This is a genomic window from Erythrobacter ani (assembly GCF_019204025.1).
Classification (GTDB): Bacteria; Pseudomonadota; Alphaproteobacteria; order Sphingomonadales; family Sphingomonadaceae; genus Erythrobacter; species Erythrobacter ani.
Genome location: NZ_JAGSPB010000002.1, coordinates 1,091,131 through 1,112,737, shown reverse-complemented (window position 1 = coordinate 1,112,737; position 21,607 = coordinate 1,091,131). Strand labels below are relative to the sequence as shown.

Here is a 21,607-nt window from a genome sequence, read left to right as displayed (position 1 = left end):
TTATCCCTTCATCCGGTTTACATCGTCGACCGCGATTGTGCCGCGGCCTCGGAAGTAGATGACGAGGATGGCGAGGCCGATGGCCGCTTCGGCAGCCGCGACGGTCAGCACCAGCATCGCGAACACCTGACCGACCAGGTCGCCCATGAATGCGCTGAACGCGACTAGGTTGATGTTCACCGCCAGAAGGATGAGCTCGACCGCCATAAGGATGACGATCACGTTCTTGCGATTGAGGAAAATGCCCAGCACGCCAAGCACGAACAGGATCGCACCGACGACGAGGTAATGCTCTACGCCGATCATAGCTCGACCCCCTGCCCGACTTCGGGATTTTTCATGACGGTGGCCTCATGTAGGCGGCGGGCGATCTGCTTGCCCACGTCCTGACGGCCTCGCGCACCCGGCTTGGGCGGCTGGAAGGTCAGAACGATGGCGCCGATCATGGCCACCAGGAGGATAATCCCGGCAATCTCGAACAGCAGGATATAACGGCCATACAAGAGCCCGCCGATCGCCTCGATATTGCTTTGCCCAATGCCCTGCGCGGCGGCACCATCAGGCGTGCCCAGTTCGAGCCCGCCCGCATTGTAGGCACCGACGCCCAGCAGCAATTCTGCGAGCAAAATCAGCGCTATCGCGATACCCAGCGGGAAGTTCTTGATGAAGCCGGCCCGCATCGCAGCGAAATCGATATCGAGCATCATCACGACGAACAGGAACAGCACCGCGACTGCCCCGACATAGACGATCACCAGCAGCATCGCGATAAACTCGGCGCCGACAAGCACCATCAGGCCCGCCGCGTTGAAGAAGGCGAGAATGAGCCACAGGACGGAATGCACCGGGTTGCGCGACATGATGACCATGACCGCGCTTGCGATGACCAGACCTGCGAACAGGTAGAATGCGATGGCTTGAATCATGATCCCTGTTTTTCCGTCCCACCATTAACTGGCTTGGGCGCGCCCTTAACGATACGGCGCGTCGGCTTCAAGATTGGCCGCGATGGCCCGTTCCCATTTGTCACCATTCGCAAGCAGCTTGGCCTTGTCATAGAGCAGCTCCTCGCGTGTTTCGGTGGCATATTCGAAGTTTGGTCCCTCGACGATGGCATCGACGGGGCAAGCTTCCTGACAAAAACCGCAATAAATACACTTGGTCATGTCGATGTCGTAACGCGTGGTGCGGCGGCTGCCGTCTTCGCGCGGTTCGCTCTCGATGGTGATCGCCTGCGCGGGGCAAACGGCCTCACACAATTTACACGCAATGCAGCGCTCTTCGCCATTGGGATAGCGGCGCAGCGCATGCTCACCGCGAAAACGCGGGGAAAGCGGCGACTTCTCGAACGGATAGTTGATCGTGACCTTGGGCTTGAAGAAATACTTCAGGGTCAGCGCATGCGCCTTGAGGAATTCCCACAAGGTGAAAGATTTGAGGAGCTGGGTTGCGGTGGTCATCGGGTTAGTCCTGGTTCGCGCCTGTCAAATCGGAATGAAGCGCATCAAAGAATTCATGCGCGTTCCGGCGGTTATCAGAAGGACCAAGTTGGCACATGCCCTCGACCGCGCTGCCTGAGGAAGGGGACAGTGTCGCGCGGTACATCATTCCGCCAGATGCGCGGAGACTGAGCTGGTTCGCGCCAGAGAACTCAATGCTCGCGCGCTCCATGCTTACTTGTTTGAATGTTTCATCTCCAAGCATTCCGGAACTATCCCGGACATCGTGCGGAGAAATATCCATCACGCCTTCCAGCTTTGGAATGAATATACCGAAGCCTTTCAATGCTGGTTCACCCACGTCATCGTCGGTTTGATTGAAGAAGCAGCCCAGCAAAAACCCGTCGCCAGGCACGAGGTTGGGAGAGGCGGAGATCGCGATCGCCGTGGCCGTGGTCAGGAGCGCGCTCATCCGAAATGCCCCGTCGCCATCAGGTAGCCGGAGATAAGTGCGACAAAGATCAGGCTCATCGGCAGGAACACTTTCCAGCCAAGCCGCATCAGCTGGTCGTAGCGGTACCGCGGCACGGTCGCCCAAATCCAGCTGAACATGAAGAAGAACATGAAGGTCTTGAGCAGGAACCAGATGATCCCCGGCACCCAGTAAAGCGGCGCCCATTCGACTGGCGGCAGCCACCCGCCGAAGAACAGCAGCGTGCACAGCGAACACATCAGGAGGATATTCGCATATTCACCCAGCCAGAACAGCGCGAAGCTCATGCTCGAATATTCGGTCTGATACCCGGCAACGAGCTCGGACTCCGCCTCCGTCAGGTCGAACGGGGCACGCGCGGTTTCTGCGAGCGCCGAGATGAAGAACACCACGAACATCGGGAAAAGCAGCGGATTGATGAAGAAGCCATTGATAATGCCGAGGCCGTGCCCCTTCTGCGCCATCACGATGCCGCTCATGTTGAACGTGCCAGCAAACAGCACCACGCAGACCAGCACGAAGCCTATCGACACCTCATAAGAGATCATCTGGGCGGCGGCCCGCATGGCGGAAAAGAACGGGTATTTGGAGTTCGACGCCCACCCGCTCATCACGACGCCGTACACACCGAGCGAGCTTATCGCGAGGATGTAGAGCAGGCCGACATTGATATCCGACACAACCACGCCCGCATCGAACGGGATCACCGCCCACGCCGCGAGCGCGACTGTGAATGTGATGATTGGCGCGAGCAGAAAGATACCCTTGTTCGCAGCGCTGGGGATGATGGTTTCCTGCAGGAAGACCTTGAGCCCGTCGGCAAAGCTTTGCAGTAGCCCAAACGGTCCGACGACGTTGGGCCCGCGGCGCATCATGATCGCGCCGAGCACCTTGCGATCAACATAGATCACCATCGCCACCGCAAACATGACAAGCAGCGAGATCGTGATGATGCCGACCAGCGTCGAAACGGTCCACGCCCACTCGTAGGAGAGGCCGAGGTTCTGGAAGAATTCGGTCACGCTTCCGGACCTTTCATCATGTCGTAAATGGCAATGAGAACGTGCAGAATTGCTGCACTTGCACCGAGGTAGGCAACGTCCGCAACAGCCCCGTAAAGCGAATTAGAGCGGGACATGAAGCGCATTTCTTCGAACTCACTTCCCATCCCTTGCGCGAACTGCATTGAGGCTTCCGCAACGGTCCAGTCATTCCAGAACCGCCAAGCACCAAGTAGCAAGGCGAGAAAATACAGCACAAAGGGCAAAGGCCTGACGAAGATGGGCAGCTGGCTCACTCGGCTGCCTCCTTGATCTCGTTAGTATCGAGCAATTCAGCCGAGCATTGCTGCATAACCGCGCTCGCACGGGCGATGGGGTTGGTGAGGTAGAAATCGGCGATCGGATAGGCGCTGATCGAGCCTTCGGCCTTCGCGCTGCTGTCCGCTTTCGGGAGCGCGCCATAATCGGCAAGTCCTTCTTCGCCCAGGGCGGGCACTTCGGCGATCATCTTGCCCTGGAGTTCGCCAAAGCTGTCGAACCCGACATTCACACCCAGCGCATCGGCAAGCGCGCGCAGGATCGTCCAGTCCTCACGCGCGTCACCCGGCGCGAATACGGCTTTTTCAGCGAACTGCACGCGGCCTTCGGTGTTGACGTACGTCCCGTCCTTCTCGGCGTGACTCGCTGCAGGTAGGATAATATCTGCTGCATGCGCGCCCTTGTCGCCGTGATGCCCAATATAGACCTTCAAGCTGTCGGCGAACGGTTCATAATCCATTTCGTCCGCGCCGAGGCTCAGCAGCACCTTGGGAGCTTTCGCTGCGATATCCGCCATGCCGCCCGGTACGGTGAAATCGAGCATCAACGAACCCATGCGCGCCGCGCTCATATGGAGGACGTTGAAACCGTTCCAACCGTCCTTCACGAGGTCGAACTTGTCGACCAGCTTGAGCGCCGCACCGAGCGCGCCCTTCGCCAGAGCCGCACCGCCAAGGATCACTGCCGGGCGCTCCGCAGCCTTCATCGCGTCACCCAGCCCCTTGGGAACACGGTTTAGCACCTTCAGGTCTTCACCGAGGAATTCTGCCGGATAGGTCGTTTCCCACTCGGGGCCAACGACGAAAACCTTCGCTCCGCCCTTCACAGCCTTGCGCAGGCGAGCGTTCACGAGAGCCGCTTCCCAACGGACATGGCTGCCAACGATCAGGATGCAGTCGGCGGTCTCGATGCCCGCAAGCGTCGAGTTGAAATTGACCGCCGCAATGTTGCTGACGTCATATGTCATGCCGGTCTGGCGTGCTTCCACCTGGGTGGAGCCGCAGGCGTTCAGCAAGGCTTTCGCTGCAAACATCGTCTCGCAATCGACCATATCTCCCGCTACGGCTGCGATGCTGGAATTCTTGCCTTCAAGCTGACCCGCAATCGCATCGAAAGCCTCGTTCCACGATGCGGCCTGAAGTTTCCCGCCTTTACGCATGAAAACCTTGTCGAGACGCCGTTTCCCAAGTCCGTCGACCTGGTAGCGACCCTTGTCCGAAAGCCATTCTTCATTGACGTCATCGTTGATGCGCGGGAGTGCGCGCATGACTTCGCGGCCCTTGGAATGCAGCGAGATGTTGGCGCCAACGGCGTCCGACACATCGATGCTGAGCGTGCGCTTCAATTCCCATGGCCGCGCTTCGAAAGCGTAGGGGCGCGACGTCAGAGCGCCGACCGGGCACAGGTCGATCACATTTGCCGAAAGCTCGTGTGCAGCGGCCTGTTCGAGATAGGTCGTGATCTGCATGTCCTCACCGCGATACAGAGCGCCGATTTCGTCCACGCCCGCGATCTCTTCCGAGAAGCGCACGCAGCGGGTGCAGTGAATACAGCGCGTCATGATCGTCTTGATCAGCGGGCCCATATATTTCTCGGTCACCGCGCGCTTGTTCTCACGCTCATACCGCGAACCGCCACGGCCATAGGCGACAGCCTGATCTTGCAGATCGCATTCACCGCCCTGGTCGCAGATCGGGCAATCGAGCGGGTGGTTGATGAGCAGAAACTCCATCACCCCTTCGCGCGCTTTCTTGACCATCGGCGTATCGGTTCGGATTTCCTGATTGTCGGCAGCGGGCAGCGCACAGGACGCTTGGGGCTTGGGCGGCCCAGGCTTCACCTCGACAAGGCACATCCGGCAATTGCCAGCGATCGAAAGGCGTTCGTGATAGCAGAACCGCGGGATTTCCTTGCCCGCAAGCTCACACGCCTGCAGCACGGTGGCGCCTGCGGGAACTTCGATTTCTTCGCCGTCTACGGTGACTTTAGGCATTGTCCGGCCCCCTCGTGGCCTCATCGAATTGATAATCGAACGCAGCAATATCGCTCGCGTACATCTCCGCGACGATGTCGCGCATGGTGGGTGTGTAGAGCTCGCGAAAATTGCTTACTCTTTGGCTGTTCATGTCAGGCAGATCACCGGCCGTTTGAAATCGCTCGGACAGCTCACTGTAGACTTTGCCAAGATTTTCGAATCGCCCGACATAATCGACCTTCAATCCATCTTCACCCGGCAATGTCAGCCAGAAAAGCTGCGGCAGGAAATGCGTGTAATCGAGCACGCCGCGCTTAGCCCGGTCATCCGCCATGGCAAGTACGAATTCCTCGAAATCGGCAAATTGCCGGAGATTGCGGTCAGCGAAGACGGCGTCATCAAACGCAGCGCCCACAGGGTGACGGCGCAAATAACGGAATGCAGACTGCAGTCGGTCCCATGGGTTTCGCACGATCGCGAACTTGAAATACCTTTCCACCGCAGCTGCGTCATGTGCGGCGTAACGTGCGATCGGCTGATGACCCACATCGTCGAAACCGAGCCCTGTCCGAAGGCTGGTCCCGGCATTCTTGGGAATGTGAATCCAGATCGCGCGGTGTCGACGATTGGCCTGGGTAAACACCGGCTTGCCGACCCGGTTCGAAACGATCCGCTGAAATGCCATTGGCGCACGTCCGAAATACGACGCACGCGCGCGGTGCCGTTCCTTGCGGATCACAAGCCCGCGCAGCGCGTCGGATAGGCGTCCTACCCCCGCCGCGTTGAGCTGGCTCGCGTGCATCACTCGGCCGCCTCCGCGAACTGTGCATTGTGTTCGTGGATGCGCTTTTCCAGCTCGGGCCGGAAGTGGCGGATGAGGCCCTGGATTGGCCACGCCGCAGCGTCGCCAAGCGCGCAGATCGTATGCCCTTCCACCTGCTTGGTGACTTCATGCAGCATGTCGATTTCCTCGATCGCGGCATCGCCGGTGCGCAGGCGCTCCATCATGCGCCACATCCATCCGGTGCCTTCGCGGCACGGTGTGCACTGTCCGCAGCTCTCATGCTTGTAGAAATAGGATATCCGGCTGATCGCGCGGACGATGTCGGTCGATTTGTCCATGACGATCACCGCCGCCGTCCCCAGACCGGAGCCAAGCTCTTTCAGCCCGTCGAAGTCCATCGGTGCGTCCATGATCTGCTCAGCAGGGACCAGCGGGACCGATGAACCACCCGGAATGACTGCAAGGAGATTGTCCCAACCCCCTGTAATACCGCCGCAATGTTTTTCGATCAGCTCGCGGAAGGGAATGCTCATTTCCTCTTCGACGACACAGGGTTTGTCCACGTGGCCGCTGATCTGGAAGAGCTTGGTCCCGTGATTGCCTTCGCGTCCAAAACTTGCGAACCATGCGCCGCCGCGCCGCAAGATGGTGGGAACGACCGCGATGCTTTCCACATTGTTGACAGTCGTCGGACAACCATAAAGACCCGCGCCTGCGGGGAATGGCGGCTTGAGCCGAGGCTGTCCCTTCTTGCCTTCGAGGCTTTCGATCATCGCGGTTTCTTCGCCGCAGATATAGGCGCCGGCGCCGCGGTGCATGAAAACATCGAAATCGTAGCCCGATCCGCTCGCGTTCTTGCCGATCAGGCCGGCATCGTAGGCTTCGTCGATGGCTTTCTGGAGCGTCTCCGCCTCGCGGATATATTCGCCGCGAATGTAGATATAGGCCGCCCGTGCGCGCATCGCGAAACCGGCAACCAGCGCCCCTTCGATCAGTTTATGCGGATCGTGACGGATGATCTCGCGGTCTTTGCAAGAACCCGGCTCGGATTCGTCGGCATTGATGACGAGGAAGCTTGGCCGGCCGTCCTTGCTCTCTTTCGGCATGAACGACCACTTGAGGCCGGTGGGGAAGCCTGCCCCGCCCCGCCCGCGCAGGCCGGACGACTTCATTTCCTCGATGATCGAGTCCTGGCCGCGCTCGATCAGAGCTTTGGTATTGTCCCAATCGCCGCGCTTCTGCGCTGCCTTAAGGCCCCAATCCTGAAAGCCGTAGAGGTTGGTGAAGATGCGATCCTTATCGGCGAGCATCGTCTTGATCCTTCAATCTTGCCTGTTTCAAATGACGCAGGCACATCATCTGGAATATCAGCCCCATCGCCATCAGCGCGATGCCAAGAGCGCGGTCGCCTGTCGCAGCGATATACGCACCGGCGAAAAAGCTGAACAGACCCGCCAATGCGAGAATAATGGTGCCACCATTCATTTGTCGCCCTCTTCCTTCGCTGCATTGAGCGCGAGAAAGACAACGCCAAGTGCGATGGCGACTGAGCCAAGAGCGATCCAGACGGCCATCAGAGTGTACCCTTGTGATCAGCCGCGGACTGCGATTTGTTTATTCGGGTGCTGACGAAAGCCATCGTCGCGCCTCCGCCAAGAAAGACGATGCCGACTTTCTCACCCTCGGCTGCAAGCATATACAGACCGGCGCCGACAAAGAGGATCCCCGCAATCAATAAGAGCATTCTGATCACCATTCGCCCCGGTAATCGTGGTTGGCATCGACCATTTCCTTGAGCGTAGTCGGTCCGCCGCTTGGTTCGGACGTGTGGCGACCGGGCTCCTGCGTGCCTGCCTTGGGCTGCTCACCCTTGGCCAGCGCGTCGAGCACGTAGTCGAGCCGCTCGACCGTCAGGTCTTCGTAATTGTCGTCATTGATCTGGACCATCGGCGCGGTTGCGCAATTACCCATGCATTCGACTTCGGTGAGGGTCCATAGGCCGTCTTCGGACACCTCGCCCTTCTTCATACCGCGTGCCTTGCAGGCAGCGATAATGTCATCCGAGCCGCGCAGCATGCACGGCGTCGTGCCGCAGACCTGCACATGATACTTCCCGACCGGCTTCATGTTGTACATGAAGTAGAAGGTCGCGACTTCGAGCACGCGGATGACCGGTACGTCGATGTAGGCGGCGACATATTCGATCACCGGCAGCGGCAGCCAGCCCTGCGTGTTGGTTTCGTCACCAACCTGACGCTGGGCAAGGTCGAGCAGCGGCATCACCGCCGATTTCTGGCGCCCGTCCGGGTACTTGGCGATGTGATAATCGGCCTTCGCCTTGTTCGCCTTTGTCCACTCGAAGGATCCCCAGCGTTCGCGGAGTTCGGGCGTATCGGGTGCGGGAGTACGGTCAGCCATCTTCTCGATCTCCGTAAACGCGTTCAGCTTCCTCACGTTGGAGGTACTTGCGATCAAGCCGCGCACCGATCCACAGAATACCCGCCCACAAGGCAAGTACGAGCACAGCCCCAACAATTGTATAGATCGCAATCACCGGTCACACTCCCCAAAAACGACGTCGATCGCGCCCAGAATGGCGGTTGCGTCGGGTAGCATGTGGCCCTTGCTCATCATGTCCATTGCCTGAAGGTGGCTGAAGGCGGTCGGGCGGATCTTGCAGCGGTAAGGCTTGTTTGTGCCATCACTGACCAGATAGACGCCGAATTCGCCCTTGGGGCTTTCTGTCGCGACGTAGACTTCGCCTTCGGGCACGTGGAACCCTTCGGTGTAGAGCTTGAAGTGGTGGATCAGGCTTTCCATCGACTGCTTCATCTCACCGCGCTTTGGCGGTGAAACCTTGCCATCCTCACTCGCAACCGGACCTTCGGGCATGTCACGCAGGCATTGGCGGATGATCTTCGCGCTTTCGCGCACTTCCTTCACCCGCACCATGAAGCGGTCGTAACAATCCGAATTCGTGCCGACGGGAATGTCGAACTCCATACGGTCATAGACATCATAGGGCTGGGATTTGCGCAGGTCCCACGGAATGCCCGCTGCGCGGATCATCGGGCCGCTGAAGCCCCATGCGACCGCGTCCTCGCGGCTCACCACCGCGATATCGACGTTGCGCTGCTTGAAGATGCGGTTGTCGATCACGAGGCTCATCGCGTCGTCGAACAGCTGGAAGAAGCGATTGTCGAGCCAATCGCCGATATCGACGAGCAGCTTTTCCGGGACATCCTGGTGCACACCTCCGGGGCGGAACCAGGCCGAGTGCATCCGTGCACCAGACGCGCGCTCGAAGAAATTCATGCAATCTTCGCGAAGGTCCATGATCCACAGGTTCGGCGTAAACGCCCCGACATCAAGGACATGCGCGCCCATGTTGAGCATGTGGTTGCATATCCGGGTAAGCTCGGCGAACAATACGCGAAGGTATTGCGCACGCTCCGGCACTTCGAGGTTCAACAGCTTCTCGATTGCAAGGACGTAGGAATGTTCCTGGCACAGCGGGGAGCAGTAATCGAGCCGGTCGAAATATGGCAGAGCCTGCAAATAGGTCTTTTGCTCGATCAGTTTCTCGGTGCCGCGATGAAGCAGGCCGACATGCGGATCGATCCGCTCGATCACTTCGCCGTCCAGCTCCATGACCATGCGCAGCACGCCATGCGCCGCAGGATGCTGCGGACCGAAATTGATCGTGTAATTCGTGATGACGTTGCCGTCAGTCGTGGGGGATTCCTGGATCTGCATGATTAGGCTCCGCCCCCCTTCTCATCCCGTTCGATTTCAACTTCGACCATGTCGGGCGGAACGGCATCGGTTCCCTCCTCGGCATTTTCCTCAGCCTGCTTCCCAGCGCCGGTATCGGCAGGGGTTTCGGTAACCTTCGGCTTGTCTACGTCCGGCGCGCCATCGGCTTTCTCATCGCCGGGAAGCACATAATCGGAGCCCTCCCATGGGCTCAGGAAGTCGAACGTGCGCATGTCCTGTGGCAGCTCGACCGGCTCGTAAACGACGCGCTTTTCCTCTTCGGAATATCTGAGCTCGGTATAGCCGGTCATCGGGAAGTCCTTGCGGAAAGGATGCCCTTCAAACCCGTAATCGGTGAGGATGCGGCGCAGATCCTTGTTGCCCGCGAAAGTGACGCCGTACATGTCGAACACTTCGCGCTCGAGCCAGCCCGCATTGGGCCATAGTGTCGTGACGGTCGGAACCGGGGTCGCTTCGTCTGTCGAGCACTTGACTATTATGCGGTGGTTCTTTGTCAGCGAAAGCAGCATGTAGACGACTTCGAAGCGCTCAGGCCGATCGGGGTAATCGGCGCCGGCAATCTCCATCAGTTGCTGATACTTGTGATCGTCGCGAAGCGTGCGCAGGACATCTTCGATCGCGTCGCGCTGCACGATGAAGATGATCTCACCATGCTTTTCCTGCGCATCGACGACCCAAATGCTGATGCTTTCGCTAAGCGCGTCGATAACGCCTTCGTTCGCGGCGTATTTGGGGGCGGAGTGGTGGACGGCCATGATTAACGCTCAATCGTCCCAACGCGCCGGATTTTCCGCTGCAATTGCATCACGCCGTAAAGCAGTGCTTCGGCGGTCGGTGGGCAGCCGGGGACGTAGATGTCGACCGGCACGATCCGGTCGCAACCGCGTACGACGCTGTAGGAATAATGATAATATCCGCCGCCATTGGCGCAGCTGCCCATCGAAATCACATATTTCGGATCGGACATCTGGTCGTAAACCTTGCGCAGCGCCGGGGCCATCTTGTTGCAAAGCGTACCAGCGACGATCATGAGATCGGACTGGCGCGGCGATGCGCGCGGGGCTGCACCAAAGCGCTCCATATCGAACCGCGGCATATTGGCATGGATCATCTCGACCGCACAGCACGCTAGGCCAAAGGTCATCCACCAAAGCGAGCCGGTTCGCGCCCACTGAAAGACGTCTTCGGTCGATGTGACGAGGAAGCCTTTGTCGTTGACCTCGGTCTGGAGCGCGTTGAAATAGTCTGCGTCGGGCTGCTTGATCTCGCCGCCCTTCGCGGTCGGCATGGTCGCAGCGGCTTGTGACGCGCTGATCGGCACGGTCGGAGGCGTGATGATCGTGGAGTTCTGTGAATTGCTCATTCCCAGTCCAGAGCCCCTTTCTTCCATTCATATGCGAGGCCGACAGCTAGGATGAAAAGGAACGTCATCATCCCGATCCAGCCAACCCACTGCGTTTCACCCAGGCTGACCGCCCATGGGAACAGGAACGCTGCCTCAAGATCGAAAATGATGAAGCTGATCGCGACGAGGTAAAACCGCACATCGAACTGACTGCGCGCATCCTCGAACGCGGGGAAACCGCACTCATATTCACTGAGCTTGTCAGCGTCCGGATTGTGCGAACCGGTGAGGCGCGAGACGCCCATCGGTAGAAACACAAACAGGCATGACAGGCCCAATGCGATGATGATGAAGATCAGTATCGGGAGATACTGGCTGAGGTCAATCACAGCGATTTCCAAGCTAATTAATCCCTAGCGCCCGCGTCTAGGCGTGTCGTTTGCCCCGCGCAAGGGTGCGAATCGGGCATTTCGTGCATCATGTCTTGACCATATTGAAATGATCACGGCACCTGTAACGAGAGGCGATGATTGCGCGAATATAGGCCGATACGGTCTGCTCGCCCGATGCCGCCCGAATCCGCTTCAAATGAGGAAACCCCCGAATGACGCCGATCAAACTCTATGGCTATTGCACGAGCCCGTATGTGCGCAAGGTCGGCGCGTTCCTGATGTATAAGGGACTGGATTTCGAATTCGTTGGCATCAGCCCGTTCGAAGCGGCGAAGCAGCTTGCCAAATTCGGCGGAACCCAGGTCCCCGTCCTCGAAATCGGAGATGAGTGGAAGCGCGATTCGACGCCTATCGGTCACTGGCTGGACGAACTCTACCCCGATAGGCCGCTCGTGCCGGTTGAAGGACCGGACCGCGACAAGGTTTTGGAGTTGGACCGCTGGGTCAGTGACCGATTCATGCCCTCGATCTTCCGTGCCGCTATCGACGCGCCCGACAGCCTCGCATTCCGGTATCGGGCCTGGCGCCTTGCCGCCCTCGTTTCATCGGGATCACCACTTCCTGAGCAAATCCGCAATGACTGGCCCAAAGTGCTCAAAGGCGCGGAATTCATTCAGTCGATGAAGCCGCTCATGAATATGGAGGTCGATGCCGACACCAATCGTGTCCAGCTCGCCGGGGAAATCGTGACCCGGCTTGCGGGAGGACCGTTTTTCGGCGGGCTCGATCGGCCATCCATCGTCGACCTGTCGCTGTTCCCGCAGATGGTGTTCGGCGTGATGGGCGGCCTGGAGGAACAGATCAGCGCGGCCGCCCTTCCCCCACTCAAGGCGTGGATGCAGCGGATGGCGGACGAACTGCCTGCCAACCCGGTGCTGATACCCGACGGCTTCGTGGTCAAGCCGCTGTCCGAAGCGCTGGCGTGACCCGCAATCCCTGGGGCTACTTCATCATCCCGGCAGCGGCCTTTTCCGTCGCCTTCCCGTAGGGCGGCTTGAACCCGCCGAGCTTGGCTACGTCAATTTTGGGCTGATGGTACACGGCGCGGGCGTGGCTGAATTCACGGAAACCTTCGACCGCGTGATAGCTGCCGATCCCGGAAGGTCCGACACCGCCAAATGGCAGGTCTTCCATCGACACATGGAAGATCACGTCGTTCGTCGTGACCCCGCCCGATATCGTGCGGGTAAGCACGCGCTCTTGTTCGGCCTTGTCGTCACCAAAATAATAAAGCCCGAGCGGCCGGTCATGCTCATTGATGTAATCGACCGCCTGATCGACCGCTTTGTAAGTTTTCACCGGAAGCACCGGCCCAAAGATCTCCTCTTGCATCACCTTCATATCGTCGTTGACGTTCTTGATGATGTTGAGCGGCATTTTGCGCTGGTTGGCATTGGTGAAATCTTCGTTGCCTGGATTGACTTCGATGACCTCGGCTCCTTTTTCCCGCGCATCCTCGACGAGGCCCTGGAGCCTCTCGAAATGGCGGTCGGACACGATCGAAGCGTAATCGTCGTTTTCGAGGAGTGTCGGATACATGTTCGCAACGCCGTTGGACACGCCCGCGACAGCTTCATCCTGCTTGTCTTCCGGGACATACATGTAATCGGGCGAAAGGCAGATCTGTCCGGCATTCATCATCTTGCCCAATGCGATCCGTTCACCCGCTTTTTCGAAATCGGCGCTGCGCCCCATGATCACGGGCGACTTGCCGCCCAGCTCGAGGGTAACCGGCACGAGGTTGGCCGCAGCCGATTGCATCACGCGGCGCCCGGTCTCGGTCGAACCGGTAAAGACCAGGTGATCGAACATAAGCGAGGAAAACGCCGCGGCCACTTCAGGCCCGCCGTTGAACACCGCGACTTCATCGGGGGTGAAATATTCTTCAACCAGTTCGGCCATGAGCAGGCTTGTACGTTCGGTAAATTCGCTTGGCTTTATCATCGCGCGATTGCCCGCTGCGAGCACCTGCATTAGGGGCGAAAACGCGAGGTTCACCGGGAAATTCCATGGACTGAGAATGCCGATCACGCCTTTCGGTTCATACCTTACTTCAGCTTTTGCGCCGAGCAGACCTAGCGGGAACTGGACGGGGCGCTTTTCGGATTTCGCCCATTTGTCCATGTTTTTGAGCGCATGCTTGCCCGCACCGACGGTGCCAGCAATGTCGGTGAGCATGCTCTGTTCCATTGCGCGATTCCCGAAATCAGCGCTCATCGCCTTGCATAGATTCTCGGCGTGCTCTTTCAGCAGAGCCATCGCTCGCTTGATCCTGTCCTTGCGCATAGCCATCGTCTCTGGGCGCGACGCAGTGAAAGCATCACGCTGGCGCTTGAGGATTGCTTCGAGTTCGTCGCGGCGGTCATCTGCCATCTTTTTTTCTCCCAAAGGGCATTCGTTTCGATTTGCGACGCACCCTTGCGCAATCGTGCCTTGCTGACAAGCGTTAGACCAATTGCCGAGCCTTCACCGATTGCATGTGCCGCAGCGCAGCATTACATCGCCATGGGAACGCCTCCTCCCCGAAACGAAGGACAATCAAGATGACTCAGTTTTCCGCAGCCGACCCGATCGTGATCCTTTCCTACGCCCGCACCCCGATGGGCGGAATGCAGGGCGCGCTGTCCGATGTGTCTGCGACCGATCTCGGCGCGACGGCGGTGAAGGCTGCGGTGGAACGGTCCGGAATCGCCGGGGAGGATTTCGACCGCGCCTATATGGGCTGCGTTCTTCCGGCAGGCCTTGGGCAGGCGCCTGCTCGCCAGGCCGTAATCAAGGGCGGCCTGCCGAAATCGGTTCAGGCAACCACAGTGAACAAGGTCTGTGGCAGCGGTATGCAGACCGTCATCATGGGCGCGGAAGCGCTTGCCAGCGGAACGACCGACATGGTGATAGCCGGCGGCATGGAGAGTATGACGAACGCGCCTTACCTGCTTAAAAAGCACCGCTCGGGCGCGCGGATCGGCCATGATACGGCTTACGATCACATGTTCCTCGACGGACTTGAAGACGCCTATGAAGAGGGCCGCGCCATGGGCACTTTCGCGCAGGACACCGCCGACGATTACCAACTGACCCGCGAAAGCATGGACGAATATTCGATCGAATCGCTTCGCCGCGCGAACGCCGCGATCGATAGCGGCGCGTTCACCGATGAGGTCGTCCCCGTTACATTCAAAACACGCAAAGGCGATGTGACCGTTGAAACCGACGAGCAGCCTGGTCGCGGCCGTCCCGACAAGATCCCGACACTGCGCGCGGCGTTTGCCAAGGATGGTACGATCACCGCGGCTACCTCCAGCTCGATATCCGACGGCGCGGCCGCGGTTGTTCTCACCCGCGAGAGCGTTGCCAAGGAAAAGGGCGCAAAGCCGCTTGCCAAAATTGTAGCGATGGCCGCCCATGCGCGCGAACCGAAGGATTTCACCATCGCACCTGTCGGAGCGATCGAGAAGGTACTCGAAAAAGCAGGCTGGAGCGTCGATGACGTCGAACTTTGGGAAGTGAACGAGGCGTTTGCCTGCGTTTCCATGTTCGCAATGCGCGACATCGGCATCCCCCACGAAAAGATCAACGTGAACGGAGGCGCAACCGCGCTTGGCCATCCAATTGGCGCCTCGGGCACGCGCATTATCGTGACCTTGCTCAACGCACTAAAGCAGCAGGGCAAGAGCAAGGGCGTGGCAAGCCTCTGCATCGGCGGCGGTGAAGCTACCGCAGTGGCTGTCGAACTGGTCTGATATCAGGGCCCGCGGGCGGGCGGAGTTTCAGGGCTCGCCCGCGCCCCACAGACGCTCTTGATCGACCCATCCGGTGCGTCCGCCCACATCGATTTCGCACATATCTTCGCGGCAACGCTTCAGTTCGCCGACTACGCCGGGCTCTGCTCGCCACCTAAGAGCCGACGTTCGGTCCGCAGCCTCACGCAGGTCTGCAGTACCGCCTCCAATAACGATCGCACCGCGTGTCGGCGTGAGCTGGCTCGACGCGATCCAGCCCTGTTCGCCTTCGGGATCCTCGACCAAGCGCCAGCTTTCGCGGACACGAACCACCTTCACCGGCAGTCCTTTGCGCTTGTAAACCCATTCGATAGGGTATTCCTGGCTTGGCCCCACTCGCATGTTGACCTCGTCAAAACGTATCGATGCCCAATATGGCACCTCGCGCTGCTGCGCTCCCAGCGAAGATATCGGGACCAGGACGGCGAGAATGGCTGTCAGGCTCAGGAATGCAGTCAGGCGATGGACAATCATTGGACGGTGATAGCGCCCCAACCTCTGCAGCTTCAACCGGGTAAAACGCTGGATCGTATTTAAGTTTGTGGACCACATCCACGGCGCGCATCTTGACCGCCCGCCCCCACTCGCCTTAGCCCGCATCCATGGCCGCAACTCACACACCGCCGCAATTTCCATCGGGCAAACCGAAAGTCGTAGTGACTCGCCACCTCATGCCGAGCGTCGAGGCCCGGATGAGCGAGCTGTACGAGGCCACGCTCAACACCGAAGACACGCCGATGACCCGCGATGAGCTGATCGCAGCCATGCAGGATTGCGACGTTCTGGTTCCCACCGTCACCGACCGGATCGATGCGGAAATGGTCGAGGCGGCTGGTGATCGGTTACAGCTGATTGCCAATTTCGGCGCGGGGACCGAGCATATCGATCTCGCCGCCGCCGCCAAGCGCAAGATCATGGTCACGAACACACCAGGCGTCTTTACGGACGACACCGCAGATATTGCTATGGCCGGGATTATCGGAGTGCCTCGCCGCATCCGTGAAGGCACCGCACTGGTCCGTCGGGGCGAATGGACCGGGTGGGCGCCTTCGGGTCTGCTCGGGCGCAAGCTGGGCGGAAAGGTGCTGGGGATCGTAGGCATGGGCCGTATCGGTCAGGCGGTTGCGCACCGCGCGCGCGCATTCGGCCTCGAAGTGGCGTATTACAATCGCAAGCGCCTGCCGGAATCGCTGGAGCGCATGCTCGGTGTTCGCTTTGTCGAGGATCTCGATACGCTTGTCGGCTTGAGCGACATTTTGTCCCTGCATTGCCCCCTCACGGAGGAAACGCGCGGCATGATCGATGGTCGCCGGATCGCATTGATGAAAGACGGCGCGAGCATCATCAACACCGCCCGCGGCGAGCTGATCGATCAGGAAGCGCTGATTACAGCGCTCCAGGATGGCAAGCTCGCAGGCGCGGCTCTCGATGTCTATCCCGAGGAGCCATACGTGGATGGGCGTCTGCTAGACCATCCCAATGTCATGACTTTACCGCATATTGGAAGCGCCACGGCTGAAGGACGCGAAGCTTCCGGAGAGAAGGTGATCGCCAATATCCGCTTCTGGGCAGACGGCCACAGACCGCCCGATCAGGTCTTGACTGCGTTGGTGGGCAGAACGATCGGGTAACCGCGTGCTTGCGGTCAGAGATTGTCGTGCTGTGGCATGCCTAGAACGTGGAAACCTCCGTCCACACGGATGATCTCACCGGTGGTACACGCCCCGGCATCTGAACACAGATAGACCGCGGTGCCGCCGACGGCCTCGAGAGTGGCATTGGCGCGAAGCGGTGCATTCGCCTCGGTATGCTTCCAGGTTTTGCGCGCTCCGCCAATGACGGAGCCTGCCAGCGTTTTCATCGGCCCCGGACTGATCGCGTTAACCCTGATACCTTCGGGGCCAAGGTCATTCGCCAGATAGCGCACGGCTGCTTCCAACGCTGCCTTGGCCACACCCATCACGTTGTAATTCGGCGTTACGCGAGTGGAGCCCATGTAGCTTAGCGTCAGCAACGTGCCGCCATGCTCCACCATCATCGGATGCGCGCGGCGCGTGACCTCGATGAAGCTGTAGGCCGAGATATCCAGCGAGTGTTTGAAATTCTTGCGCGATGTATTGAGGATGCGACCGGTCAGCTCCGATTTGTCGGAATAGGCAATCGCGTGGACCAGGAAATCGAGCTTGCCCCAGCGCTCTTGCAAAGCGTCGAAAGCCGCATCGAGCGACGCGTCATCGGTCACGTCGACATCCAGCATGAAATCCGAACCGACGCTTTCGGCGAGCGGCTGCAACCGCTTGCCAAAGGCTTCGCCCTGATAAGTGAAAGCGAGTTCCGCCCCAGCCTCGGCGCAGGCCTTGGCTATCCCCCAGGCAATGGAGCGCTCATTGGCAACGCCCATCACCAGACCGCGTTTTCCTGAAAGCACGCCCATCTTCAATCACCCTCACCTATCGGCGCTTATAGCCGCGCCATCATATTATCCACGGAACTTCGACAAACACATCGAGCCGTTGGTGCCGCCAAATCCGAAAGAATTGGTCATAACCGTATCTAGCCCGGCATTCTCGACGAGCTCGGTAGCGATCTCCTCAGGCTTCAACGCCGGATCGAGAGTGTCCACATTGATCGACGGAATGATGAAATCGTGCTCCAGTGCGAGAAGACAGTAAATCGCCTCTTGCGCGCCGGTTGCACCCTGGCTGTGGCCAGTCATTGATTTCGTGGAGCTGACCGGCGGGGTCTTGCCTTCACCAAAAACCCGGCGCACGGCCTCGATTTCTCCAACGTCTCCCACCGGCGTGGATGTCCCGTGCGCGTTGATGTAGCTCACAGCGCGATCTTCGCTCAGCGACTTGAGAGCGCCGCGCATCGCGCGCTCACCGCCCTCACCCGAGGGTGCGACCATGTCCGCCCCATCGGATGTGGCGCTGAAGCCGGTCACTTCGGCGTAGATCTTGGCGCCGCGCGCCTGTGCGTGTTCCAGGCTTTCAAGTACGACCATCGCACCGCCGCCGCTGATGACGAATCCGTCACGGTCCGCGTCAAAGGCACGCGAGGCGCGTTCTGGCGTATCGTTATATTTGCTCGACATCGCCCCCATGGCGTCGAACAGGCAAGACAGCGTCCAGTCCAGCTCTTCGCCACCGCCGCCGAACATCACGTCCTGTTGGCCAAGCGCGATCTGCTGCGCGGCCATGCCGATGCAGTGGAGCGAAGTGGAACAGGCCGAAGTGATCGAGAAATTCATACCCTTGATCTGATAAGCCGTTGCGAGATTCGCACTGACGGTCGACGACATGGTTTTCGGCACGGCAAAGGGACCGATGCGTTTGGTAGCGCCGGTTTTGAGCACTGTCTGATGAGCCGCGAGCATGGCTGAGGTCGAGGGTCCACCGGAGCCGGCAATCACACCGGTCATCGGATTGATGACGTCCTTTTCCTCAAGCCCTGCGTCTGCGATCGCCTGACCCATCGCGATATGTGCGTAGGCCGCCCCCGGCCCCATAAAGCGCAATGTGCGTTTGTCGACATGCTCCGAAACGTCCAGATCGACTGCGCCTGCAACCTGCGAGCGGAAGCCGTGTTCGGCCATGTCTTCATTGAATGTGATGCCTGACCTGCCCGCCTTGAGCGAAGCCAGCACTTCTTCGGCATTGGTGCCGATCGAGGACACAATTCCCAGTCCGGTTATGACGACGCGACGCATATTCCCCTTTTCCGCCTCTGGCCTTCTTAGGCTTCAGATAGAGCGACTTTCATATCTTTGACTTGGTAGATGACTTCACCGTCCGCCTCTACACGGCCATCGGCAACACCCATGGTCAGTCGACGTGTCTGCACGGCCTTGGTGAAATCGACGTAGTATTTCAGCATTTTACGGTCGGGGCGTACCATGCCGGTCAGCTTGACCTCGCCCACGCCCAGCGCATAGCCGCGCCCCTGCCAACCCCGCCAACCGAGATTGAAGCCGGTCAACTGCCATAGCCCGTCGAGACCAAGACAACCGGGCATGATAGGATTGCCAGGAAAGTGGCAATCGAAGAACCACAAGTCAGGCTTGATATCGAATTCCGCGACAATATGCCCCTTGCCATGCTCTCCGCCATCGCCGGAAACCTCGGTTATGCGGTCCATCATCAGCATCGGTGGCTCAGGCAATTGGGCGTTGCCCGGTCCGAACAATTCGCCGCGCGCGCATTTCAAAAGATCGTCGCGGTCAAAGCTGGTTGGGAAACTAGTCATCCCCGGCGGAACTCCTCACCTGTTGCCCCTAGATTGAGGGCAGCGCGTAGCACCCTGCATGGGTAGTGGAAAGGGCGCTTGGGCTTGCACATGAAGATTCGCTGCGGAAAGGCGTGGGTCAACCGTTGCTGCAGGCTTCTATTGCGCCGGGCTCGGACCGCTTGTCGCTGCGTTCGAAACGCGCGAAATAACCGCGAATGTCAGGCCTTTCGATGAATTCGACAAGGCGATACCCCACGGCTTCGAACTCACAAAATAGCAGCTTGGGCGGGATTCCATGCCGGTCGGTAGGGCGATCCACATCGACCACTATGACCTGCCCATCCTGCGCCAATGCCGGCCACAAACGCCACAGAAACGCGTAGGGTTCGGTCACTTCGTGATACATATGAACCAGAAAGATCCGATCGAAACTGTCCACGGGCAATTGCGGATCGTCTGGCTGGCCGAGCTTGATCGAAATGTTCTCAAGTCGTTCGCGTTCGACACGCCGACCAAGGCGTTGGAGTGCTTCGCGGCTGATATCCTGCGCCAGAACGCGGCCATCGTCGCCAACGCGTTCCGCAAGCCGCACAGTGTAGTACCCCTCGCCCGCGCCGATGTCGGCGACGGTAGTGCCTTCCTCGATATTGGCGAGATCCATGACGACCTGCGCTTCATTGCGTTCATCGCGCGCATCTTCGTTCGAAAACTGATTGGAGATGATTTCGGCGACGGGCCGGTCGGGAAGCGGGAAATCGAGCGCGCTGTCTGGTCGATCAGGCGTCGCTGCCATCTGCTCGCAACCGATCAGAAGCGGCGACAGTGCTGTCAGCGCGAACGCAATCACCCGCATCACTCGACATCCTCGATGTCGACGGTCTCCCCTGTCACTCGCTGCGCGAGCGCGGCCGAGATGAACTCGTCAATCTCGCCATCCAGCACCTTGTCGGGAGAACTCGACGTAACGCCGGTCCGCAGATCCTTCACCATCTGGTATGGCTGGAGGACGTAAGACCTGATCTGGTGGCCCCAGCCAATATCGCTTTTTTCCTGGTATTCACCCGACGCTGCGGCCTCACGCTCTGCCATTTCGCGCTCGAACAGCCGCGCTTTCAGCATGTTCATCGCGGTCGCGCGGTTCTTGTGCTGGCTGCGGTCATTCTGGCTGGCGACGACGATGCCGGTCGGTTGGTGTGTGATCCGAACTGCGGAATCGGTCGTGTTGACGTGCTGTCCGCCTGCGCCCGATGCGCGGTAAGTGTCGATCTTGAGGTCGGAGGGGTCGATCTCGATCTCGATATCATCGTCGATCACAGGATAGACCCAGACGCTGGAAAAGCTCGTATGTCGTTTGGCGGCGCTGTCATAAGGGCTGATCCGGACAAGCCGGTGGACGCCGCTTTCAGTCTTGGAATATCCGTAAGCGCCCTCACCCTTTATATGAAGGGTCGCGGATTTGATCCCCGCTTGATCGCCTGCCTGGTATTCGACGGTTTCGACCTTGAAACCGCGCCGTTCGGCCCACCGGCCATACATGCGGAACAGCATTTCGGCCCAATCCTGGCTTTCGGTTCCACCTGCGCCGGCGTGGATTTCGAGATAGGTATCGTTGCCATCGGCCTCACCCGATAGCAGCGCCTGAACCTTGTCAGCGTCCGCGCGGTTCGCCAGTTTTTCGAGGCTCTTCAACCCGTCGTTGACGATGCTCTCTTCGCCCTCAGCTTCGCCCATCTCGATAAACTCGATTGCATCGGCCATTTCTGCCGAAATCTCGCGTACCGTGTTGACCGCTGTTTCGAGGTTTTTCTGCTCGCGACTGATCGCCTGCGCTTCCTTCGGATTGTCCCATAAAGTCGGGTCCTGGACACGAGCATCCAGCTCATCAAGACGACGCAGAGCGCGGTCCCAATCGAGCGATTGACGCACCAGGTCGAGAGCGGCCTCGATCCGGTCGATATTGGCTTGGGCCTCGGCCCGCATATACTTGTCCTTTGAATGTCGTCTTGCCGCCTCGCTT

The 21,607-nt window shown here is 59.2% G+C and carries 27 protein-coding genes; 3 read left to right on the top strand and 24 right to left on the bottom strand.

What is annotated here, in order from left to right:
- The 17 genes from nuoK to KCG45_RS12315 all read right to left on the bottom strand — a co-directional run bounded on the left by nuoK (nt 1) and on the right by KCG45_RS12315 (nt 11,521).
- Complete coding sequence (gene nuoK, locus KCG45_RS12395) at nt 1–306, bottom strand: NADH-quinone oxidoreductase subunit NuoK (protein WP_218317508.1); 306 nt, start codon at nt 304–306, stop codon at nt 1–3.
- Complete coding sequence (locus tag KCG45_RS12390; RefSeq protein WP_218317507.1) at nt 303–926, bottom strand: NADH-quinone oxidoreductase subunit J; 624 nt, start codon at nt 924–926, stop codon at nt 303–305. The genes nuoK and KCG45_RS12390 overlap by 4 nt, the downstream gene beginning before the upstream one ends.
- A gap of 45 nt (nt 927–971) precedes the next feature.
- Nucleotides 972–1,460 (bottom strand): NADH-quinone oxidoreductase subunit NuoI, encoded by a 489-nt coding sequence (gene nuoI, locus KCG45_RS12385; protein ID WP_218317506.1) that lies wholly within the window; start codon nt 1,458–1,460, stop codon nt 972–974.
- A 4-nt stretch (nt 1,461–1,464) separates the two neighbouring features.
- Entirely contained in the window at nt 1,465–1,911 is a 447-nt protein-coding gene (locus tag KCG45_RS12380) for a hypothetical protein (protein ID WP_218317505.1), read from the bottom strand.
- A complete protein-coding gene (nuoH, locus tag KCG45_RS12375; protein ID WP_218317504.1) occupies nt 1,908–2,954 on the bottom strand; it encodes an NADH-quinone oxidoreductase subunit NuoH in 1,047 nt (348 codons plus the stop codon). Before nuoH ends, KCG45_RS12380 begins: the two co-directional genes overlap by 4 nt.
- A complete protein-coding gene (locus KCG45_RS12370) occupies nt 2,951–3,229 on the bottom strand; it encodes a hypothetical protein (RefSeq protein WP_218317503.1) in 279 nt (92 codons plus the stop codon). The genes nuoH and KCG45_RS12370 overlap by 4 nt, the downstream gene beginning before the upstream one ends.
- Complete coding sequence (nuoG, locus tag KCG45_RS12365) at nt 3,226–5,244, bottom strand: NADH-quinone oxidoreductase subunit NuoG (RefSeq protein ID WP_218317502.1); 2,019 nt, start codon at nt 5,242–5,244, stop codon at nt 3,226–3,228. Before nuoG ends, KCG45_RS12370 begins: the two co-directional genes overlap by 4 nt.
- Nucleotides 5,237–6,028: a sulfotransferase family 2 domain-containing protein gene (locus tag KCG45_RS12360; RefSeq protein ID WP_218317501.1), complete on the bottom strand. Its 792-nt coding sequence runs from the start codon at nt 6,026–6,028 to the stop codon at nt 5,237–5,239. Before KCG45_RS12360 ends, nuoG begins: the two co-directional genes overlap by 8 nt.
- Entirely contained in the window at nt 6,028–7,320 is a 1,293-nt protein-coding gene (gene nuoF, locus KCG45_RS12355) for an NADH-quinone oxidoreductase subunit NuoF (RefSeq protein WP_218317500.1), read from the bottom strand. Before nuoF ends, KCG45_RS12360 begins: the two co-directional genes overlap by 1 nt.
- A complete protein-coding gene (locus KCG45_RS12350) occupies nt 7,307–7,495 on the bottom strand; it encodes a hypothetical protein (RefSeq protein WP_218317499.1) in 189 nt (62 codons plus the stop codon). The genes nuoF and KCG45_RS12350 overlap by 14 nt, the downstream gene beginning before the upstream one ends.
- Before the next feature lie 88 nt (nt 7,496–7,583).
- Entirely contained in the window at nt 7,584–7,754 is a 171-nt protein-coding gene (locus tag KCG45_RS12345) for a hypothetical protein (RefSeq protein WP_218317498.1), read from the bottom strand.
- Between the two features lie 5 nt (nt 7,755–7,759).
- On the bottom strand, nt 7,760–8,428 hold the full coding sequence (gene nuoE, locus KCG45_RS12340; protein ID WP_218317497.1) for an NADH-quinone oxidoreductase subunit NuoE: 669 nt from the start codon (nt 8,426–8,428) through the stop codon (nt 7,760–7,762).
- A complete protein-coding gene (locus tag KCG45_RS12335; protein WP_218317496.1) occupies nt 8,421–8,564 on the bottom strand; it encodes a hypothetical protein in 144 nt (47 codons plus the stop codon). Before KCG45_RS12335 ends, nuoE begins: the two co-directional genes overlap by 8 nt.
- Nucleotides 8,561–9,766: an NADH-quinone oxidoreductase subunit D gene (locus tag KCG45_RS12330; RefSeq protein ID WP_218317495.1), complete on the bottom strand. Its 1,206-nt coding sequence runs from the start codon at nt 9,764–9,766 to the stop codon at nt 8,561–8,563. The genes KCG45_RS12335 and KCG45_RS12330 overlap by 4 nt, the downstream gene beginning before the upstream one ends.
- Nucleotides 9,767–9,768: 2 nt before the next feature.
- A complete protein-coding gene (locus KCG45_RS12325) occupies nt 9,769–10,542 on the bottom strand; it encodes an NADH-quinone oxidoreductase subunit C (protein ID WP_218317494.1) in 774 nt (257 codons plus the stop codon).
- Between the two features lie 2 nt (nt 10,543–10,544).
- Entirely contained in the window at nt 10,545–11,075 is a 531-nt protein-coding gene (locus KCG45_RS12320; protein ID WP_218317681.1) for a NuoB/complex I 20 kDa subunit family protein, read from the bottom strand.
- Nucleotides 11,076–11,146: 71 nt separating this feature from the next.
- On the bottom strand, nt 11,147–11,521 hold the full coding sequence (locus KCG45_RS12315; RefSeq protein ID WP_218317493.1) for an NADH-quinone oxidoreductase subunit A: 375 nt from the start codon (nt 11,519–11,521) through the stop codon (nt 11,147–11,149).
- 215 nt (nt 11,522–11,736) lie between these two features.
- On the opposite strand from KCG45_RS12315, the gene KCG45_RS12310 reads away from it, so the two are divergent.
- Nucleotides 11,737–12,510 (top strand): glutathione S-transferase family protein, encoded by a 774-nt coding sequence (locus tag KCG45_RS12310; RefSeq protein WP_218317492.1) that lies wholly within the window; start codon nt 11,737–11,739, stop codon nt 12,508–12,510.
- Nucleotides 12,511–12,526: 16 nt separating this feature from the next.
- Here KCG45_RS12310 and KCG45_RS12305 read toward each other — a convergent pair whose 3' ends face one another.
- A complete protein-coding gene (locus KCG45_RS12305) occupies nt 12,527–13,957 on the bottom strand; it encodes a coniferyl aldehyde dehydrogenase (RefSeq protein ID WP_218317491.1) in 1,431 nt (476 codons plus the stop codon).
- Nucleotides 13,958–14,127: 170 nt separating this feature from the next.
- On the opposite strand from KCG45_RS12305, the gene KCG45_RS12300 reads away from it, so the two are divergent.
- Complete coding sequence (locus tag KCG45_RS12300; RefSeq protein ID WP_218317490.1) at nt 14,128–15,324, top strand: thiolase family protein; 1,197 nt, start codon at nt 14,128–14,130, stop codon at nt 15,322–15,324.
- Nucleotides 15,325–15,351: 27 nt separating this feature from the next.
- Here the strand turns inward: KCG45_RS12300 and KCG45_RS12295 are convergent, their stop codons facing one another.
- Nucleotides 15,352–15,837 (bottom strand): SH3 domain-containing protein, encoded by a 486-nt coding sequence (locus tag KCG45_RS12295; protein WP_218317489.1) that lies wholly within the window; start codon nt 15,835–15,837, stop codon nt 15,352–15,354.
- Nucleotides 15,838–15,965: 128 nt separating this feature from the next.
- Between KCG45_RS12295 and KCG45_RS12290 the strand changes: the two genes are divergently transcribed.
- The gene (locus KCG45_RS12290) at nt 15,966–16,994 is read left to right on the top strand and encodes a 2-hydroxyacid dehydrogenase (RefSeq protein WP_218317488.1); all 1,029 of its coding nucleotides are present in this window, start codon (nt 15,966–15,968) and stop codon (nt 16,992–16,994) included.
- 14 nt (nt 16,995–17,008) lie between these two features.
- On the opposite strand, the gene KCG45_RS12285 is transcribed toward KCG45_RS12290, so the two are convergent.
- The 5 genes from KCG45_RS12285 to prfB all read right to left on the bottom strand — a co-directional run bounded on the left by KCG45_RS12285 (nt 17,009) and on the right by prfB (nt 21,570).
- The gene (locus tag KCG45_RS12285) at nt 17,009–17,797 is read right to left on the bottom strand and encodes an enoyl-ACP reductase FabI (protein WP_255548158.1); all 789 of its coding nucleotides are present in this window, start codon (nt 17,795–17,797) and stop codon (nt 17,009–17,011) included.
- Nucleotides 17,798–17,842: 45 nt separating this feature from the next.
- Complete coding sequence (locus tag KCG45_RS12280) at nt 17,843–19,072, bottom strand: beta-ketoacyl synthase N-terminal-like domain-containing protein (protein ID WP_218317487.1); 1,230 nt, start codon at nt 19,070–19,072, stop codon at nt 17,843–17,845.
- A 26-nt stretch (nt 19,073–19,098) separates the two neighbouring features.
- Complete coding sequence (fabA, locus tag KCG45_RS12275) at nt 19,099–19,608, bottom strand: bifunctional 3-hydroxydecanoyl-ACP dehydratase/trans-2-decenoyl-ACP isomerase (protein ID WP_218317486.1); 510 nt, start codon at nt 19,606–19,608, stop codon at nt 19,099–19,101.
- Between the two features lie 118 nt (nt 19,609–19,726).
- On the bottom strand, nt 19,727–20,443 hold the full coding sequence (locus KCG45_RS12270; RefSeq protein ID WP_218317485.1) for a class I SAM-dependent methyltransferase: 717 nt from the start codon (nt 20,441–20,443) through the stop codon (nt 19,727–19,729).
- Nucleotides 20,443–21,570 (bottom strand): peptide chain release factor 2, encoded by a 1,128-nt coding sequence (gene prfB, locus KCG45_RS12265; protein WP_218317484.1) that lies wholly within the window; start codon nt 21,568–21,570, stop codon nt 20,443–20,445. Before prfB ends, KCG45_RS12270 begins: the two co-directional genes overlap by 1 nt.
- Nucleotides 21,571–21,607 lie beyond the last annotated feature (37 nt).

Coding starts and splice junctions, on each gene's coding strand:
- nuoE (WP_218317497.1), bottom strand. CDS start 8,428: ATGGCTGACCGTACTCCCGCACCCGATACGCCCGAACTCCGCGAACGC.
- prfB (WP_218317484.1), bottom strand. CDS start 21,570: ATGCGGGCCGAGGCCCAAGCCAATATCGACCGGATCGAGGCCGCTCTC.
- nuoI (WP_218317506.1), bottom strand. CDS start 1,460: ATGACCACCGCAACCCAGCTCCTCAAATCTTTCACCTTGTGGGAATTC.
- KCG45_RS12380 (WP_218317505.1), bottom strand. CDS start 1,911: ATGAGCGCGCTCCTGACCACGGCCACGGCGATCGCGATCTCCGCCTCT.
- fabA (WP_218317486.1), bottom strand. CDS start 19,608: ATGACTAGTTTCCCAACCAGCTTTGACCGCGACGATCTTTTGAAATGC.
- KCG45_RS12390 (WP_218317507.1), bottom strand. CDS start 926: ATGATTCAAGCCATCGCATTCTACCTGTTCGCAGGTCTGGTCATCGCA.
- nuoK (WP_218317508.1), bottom strand. CDS start 306: ATGATCGGCGTAGAGCATTACCTCGTCGTCGGTGCGATCCTGTTCGTG.
- KCG45_RS12270 (WP_218317485.1), bottom strand. CDS start 20,443: ATGCGGGTGATTGCGTTCGCGCTGACAGCACTGTCGCCGCTTCTGATC.
- KCG45_RS12280 (WP_218317487.1), bottom strand. CDS start 19,072: ATGCGTCGCGTCGTCATAACCGGACTGGGAATTGTGTCCTCGATCGGC.
- KCG45_RS12300 (WP_218317490.1), top strand. CDS start 14,128: ATGACTCAGTTTTCCGCAGCCGACCCGATCGTGATCCTTTCCTACGCC.
- KCG45_RS12290 (WP_218317488.1), top strand. CDS start 15,966: ATGGCCGCAACTCACACACCGCCGCAATTTCCATCGGGCAAACCGAAA.
- nuoG (WP_218317502.1), bottom strand. CDS start 5,244: ATGCCTAAAGTCACCGTAGACGGCGAAGAAATCGAAGTTCCCGCAGGC.
- KCG45_RS12285 (WP_255548158.1), bottom strand. CDS start 17,797: ATGGGCGTGCTTTCAGGAAAACGCGGTCTGGTGATGGGCGTTGCCAAT.
- KCG45_RS12325 (WP_218317494.1), bottom strand. CDS start 10,542: ATGGCCGTCCACCACTCCGCCCCCAAATACGCCGCGAACGAAGGCGTT.
- KCG45_RS12330 (WP_218317495.1), bottom strand. CDS start 9,766: ATGCAGATCCAGGAATCCCCCACGACTGACGGCAACGTCATCACGAAT.
- KCG45_RS12310 (WP_218317492.1), top strand. CDS start 11,737: ATGACGCCGATCAAACTCTATGGCTATTGCACGAGCCCGTATGTGCGC.
- KCG45_RS12320 (WP_218317681.1), bottom strand. CDS start 11,075: ATGCCGACCGCGAAGGGCGGCGAGATCAAGCAGCCCGACGCAGACTAT.
- nuoF (WP_218317500.1), bottom strand. CDS start 7,320: ATGCTCGCCGATAAGGATCGCATCTTCACCAACCTCTACGGCTTTCAG.
- KCG45_RS12345 (WP_218317498.1), bottom strand. CDS start 7,754: ATGCTCTTATTGATTGCGGGGATCCTCTTTGTCGGCGCCGGTCTGTAT.
- KCG45_RS12295 (WP_218317489.1), bottom strand. CDS start 15,837: ATGATTGTCCATCGCCTGACTGCATTCCTGAGCCTGACAGCCATTCTC.
- KCG45_RS12305 (WP_218317491.1), bottom strand. CDS start 13,957: ATGGCAGATGACCGCCGCGACGAACTCGAAGCAATCCTCAAGCGCCAG.
- KCG45_RS12350 (WP_218317499.1), bottom strand. CDS start 7,495: ATGAATGGTGGCACCATTATTCTCGCATTGGCGGGTCTGTTCAGCTTT.
- KCG45_RS12360 (WP_218317501.1), bottom strand. CDS start 6,028: ATGCACGCGAGCCAGCTCAACGCGGCGGGGGTAGGACGCCTATCCGAC.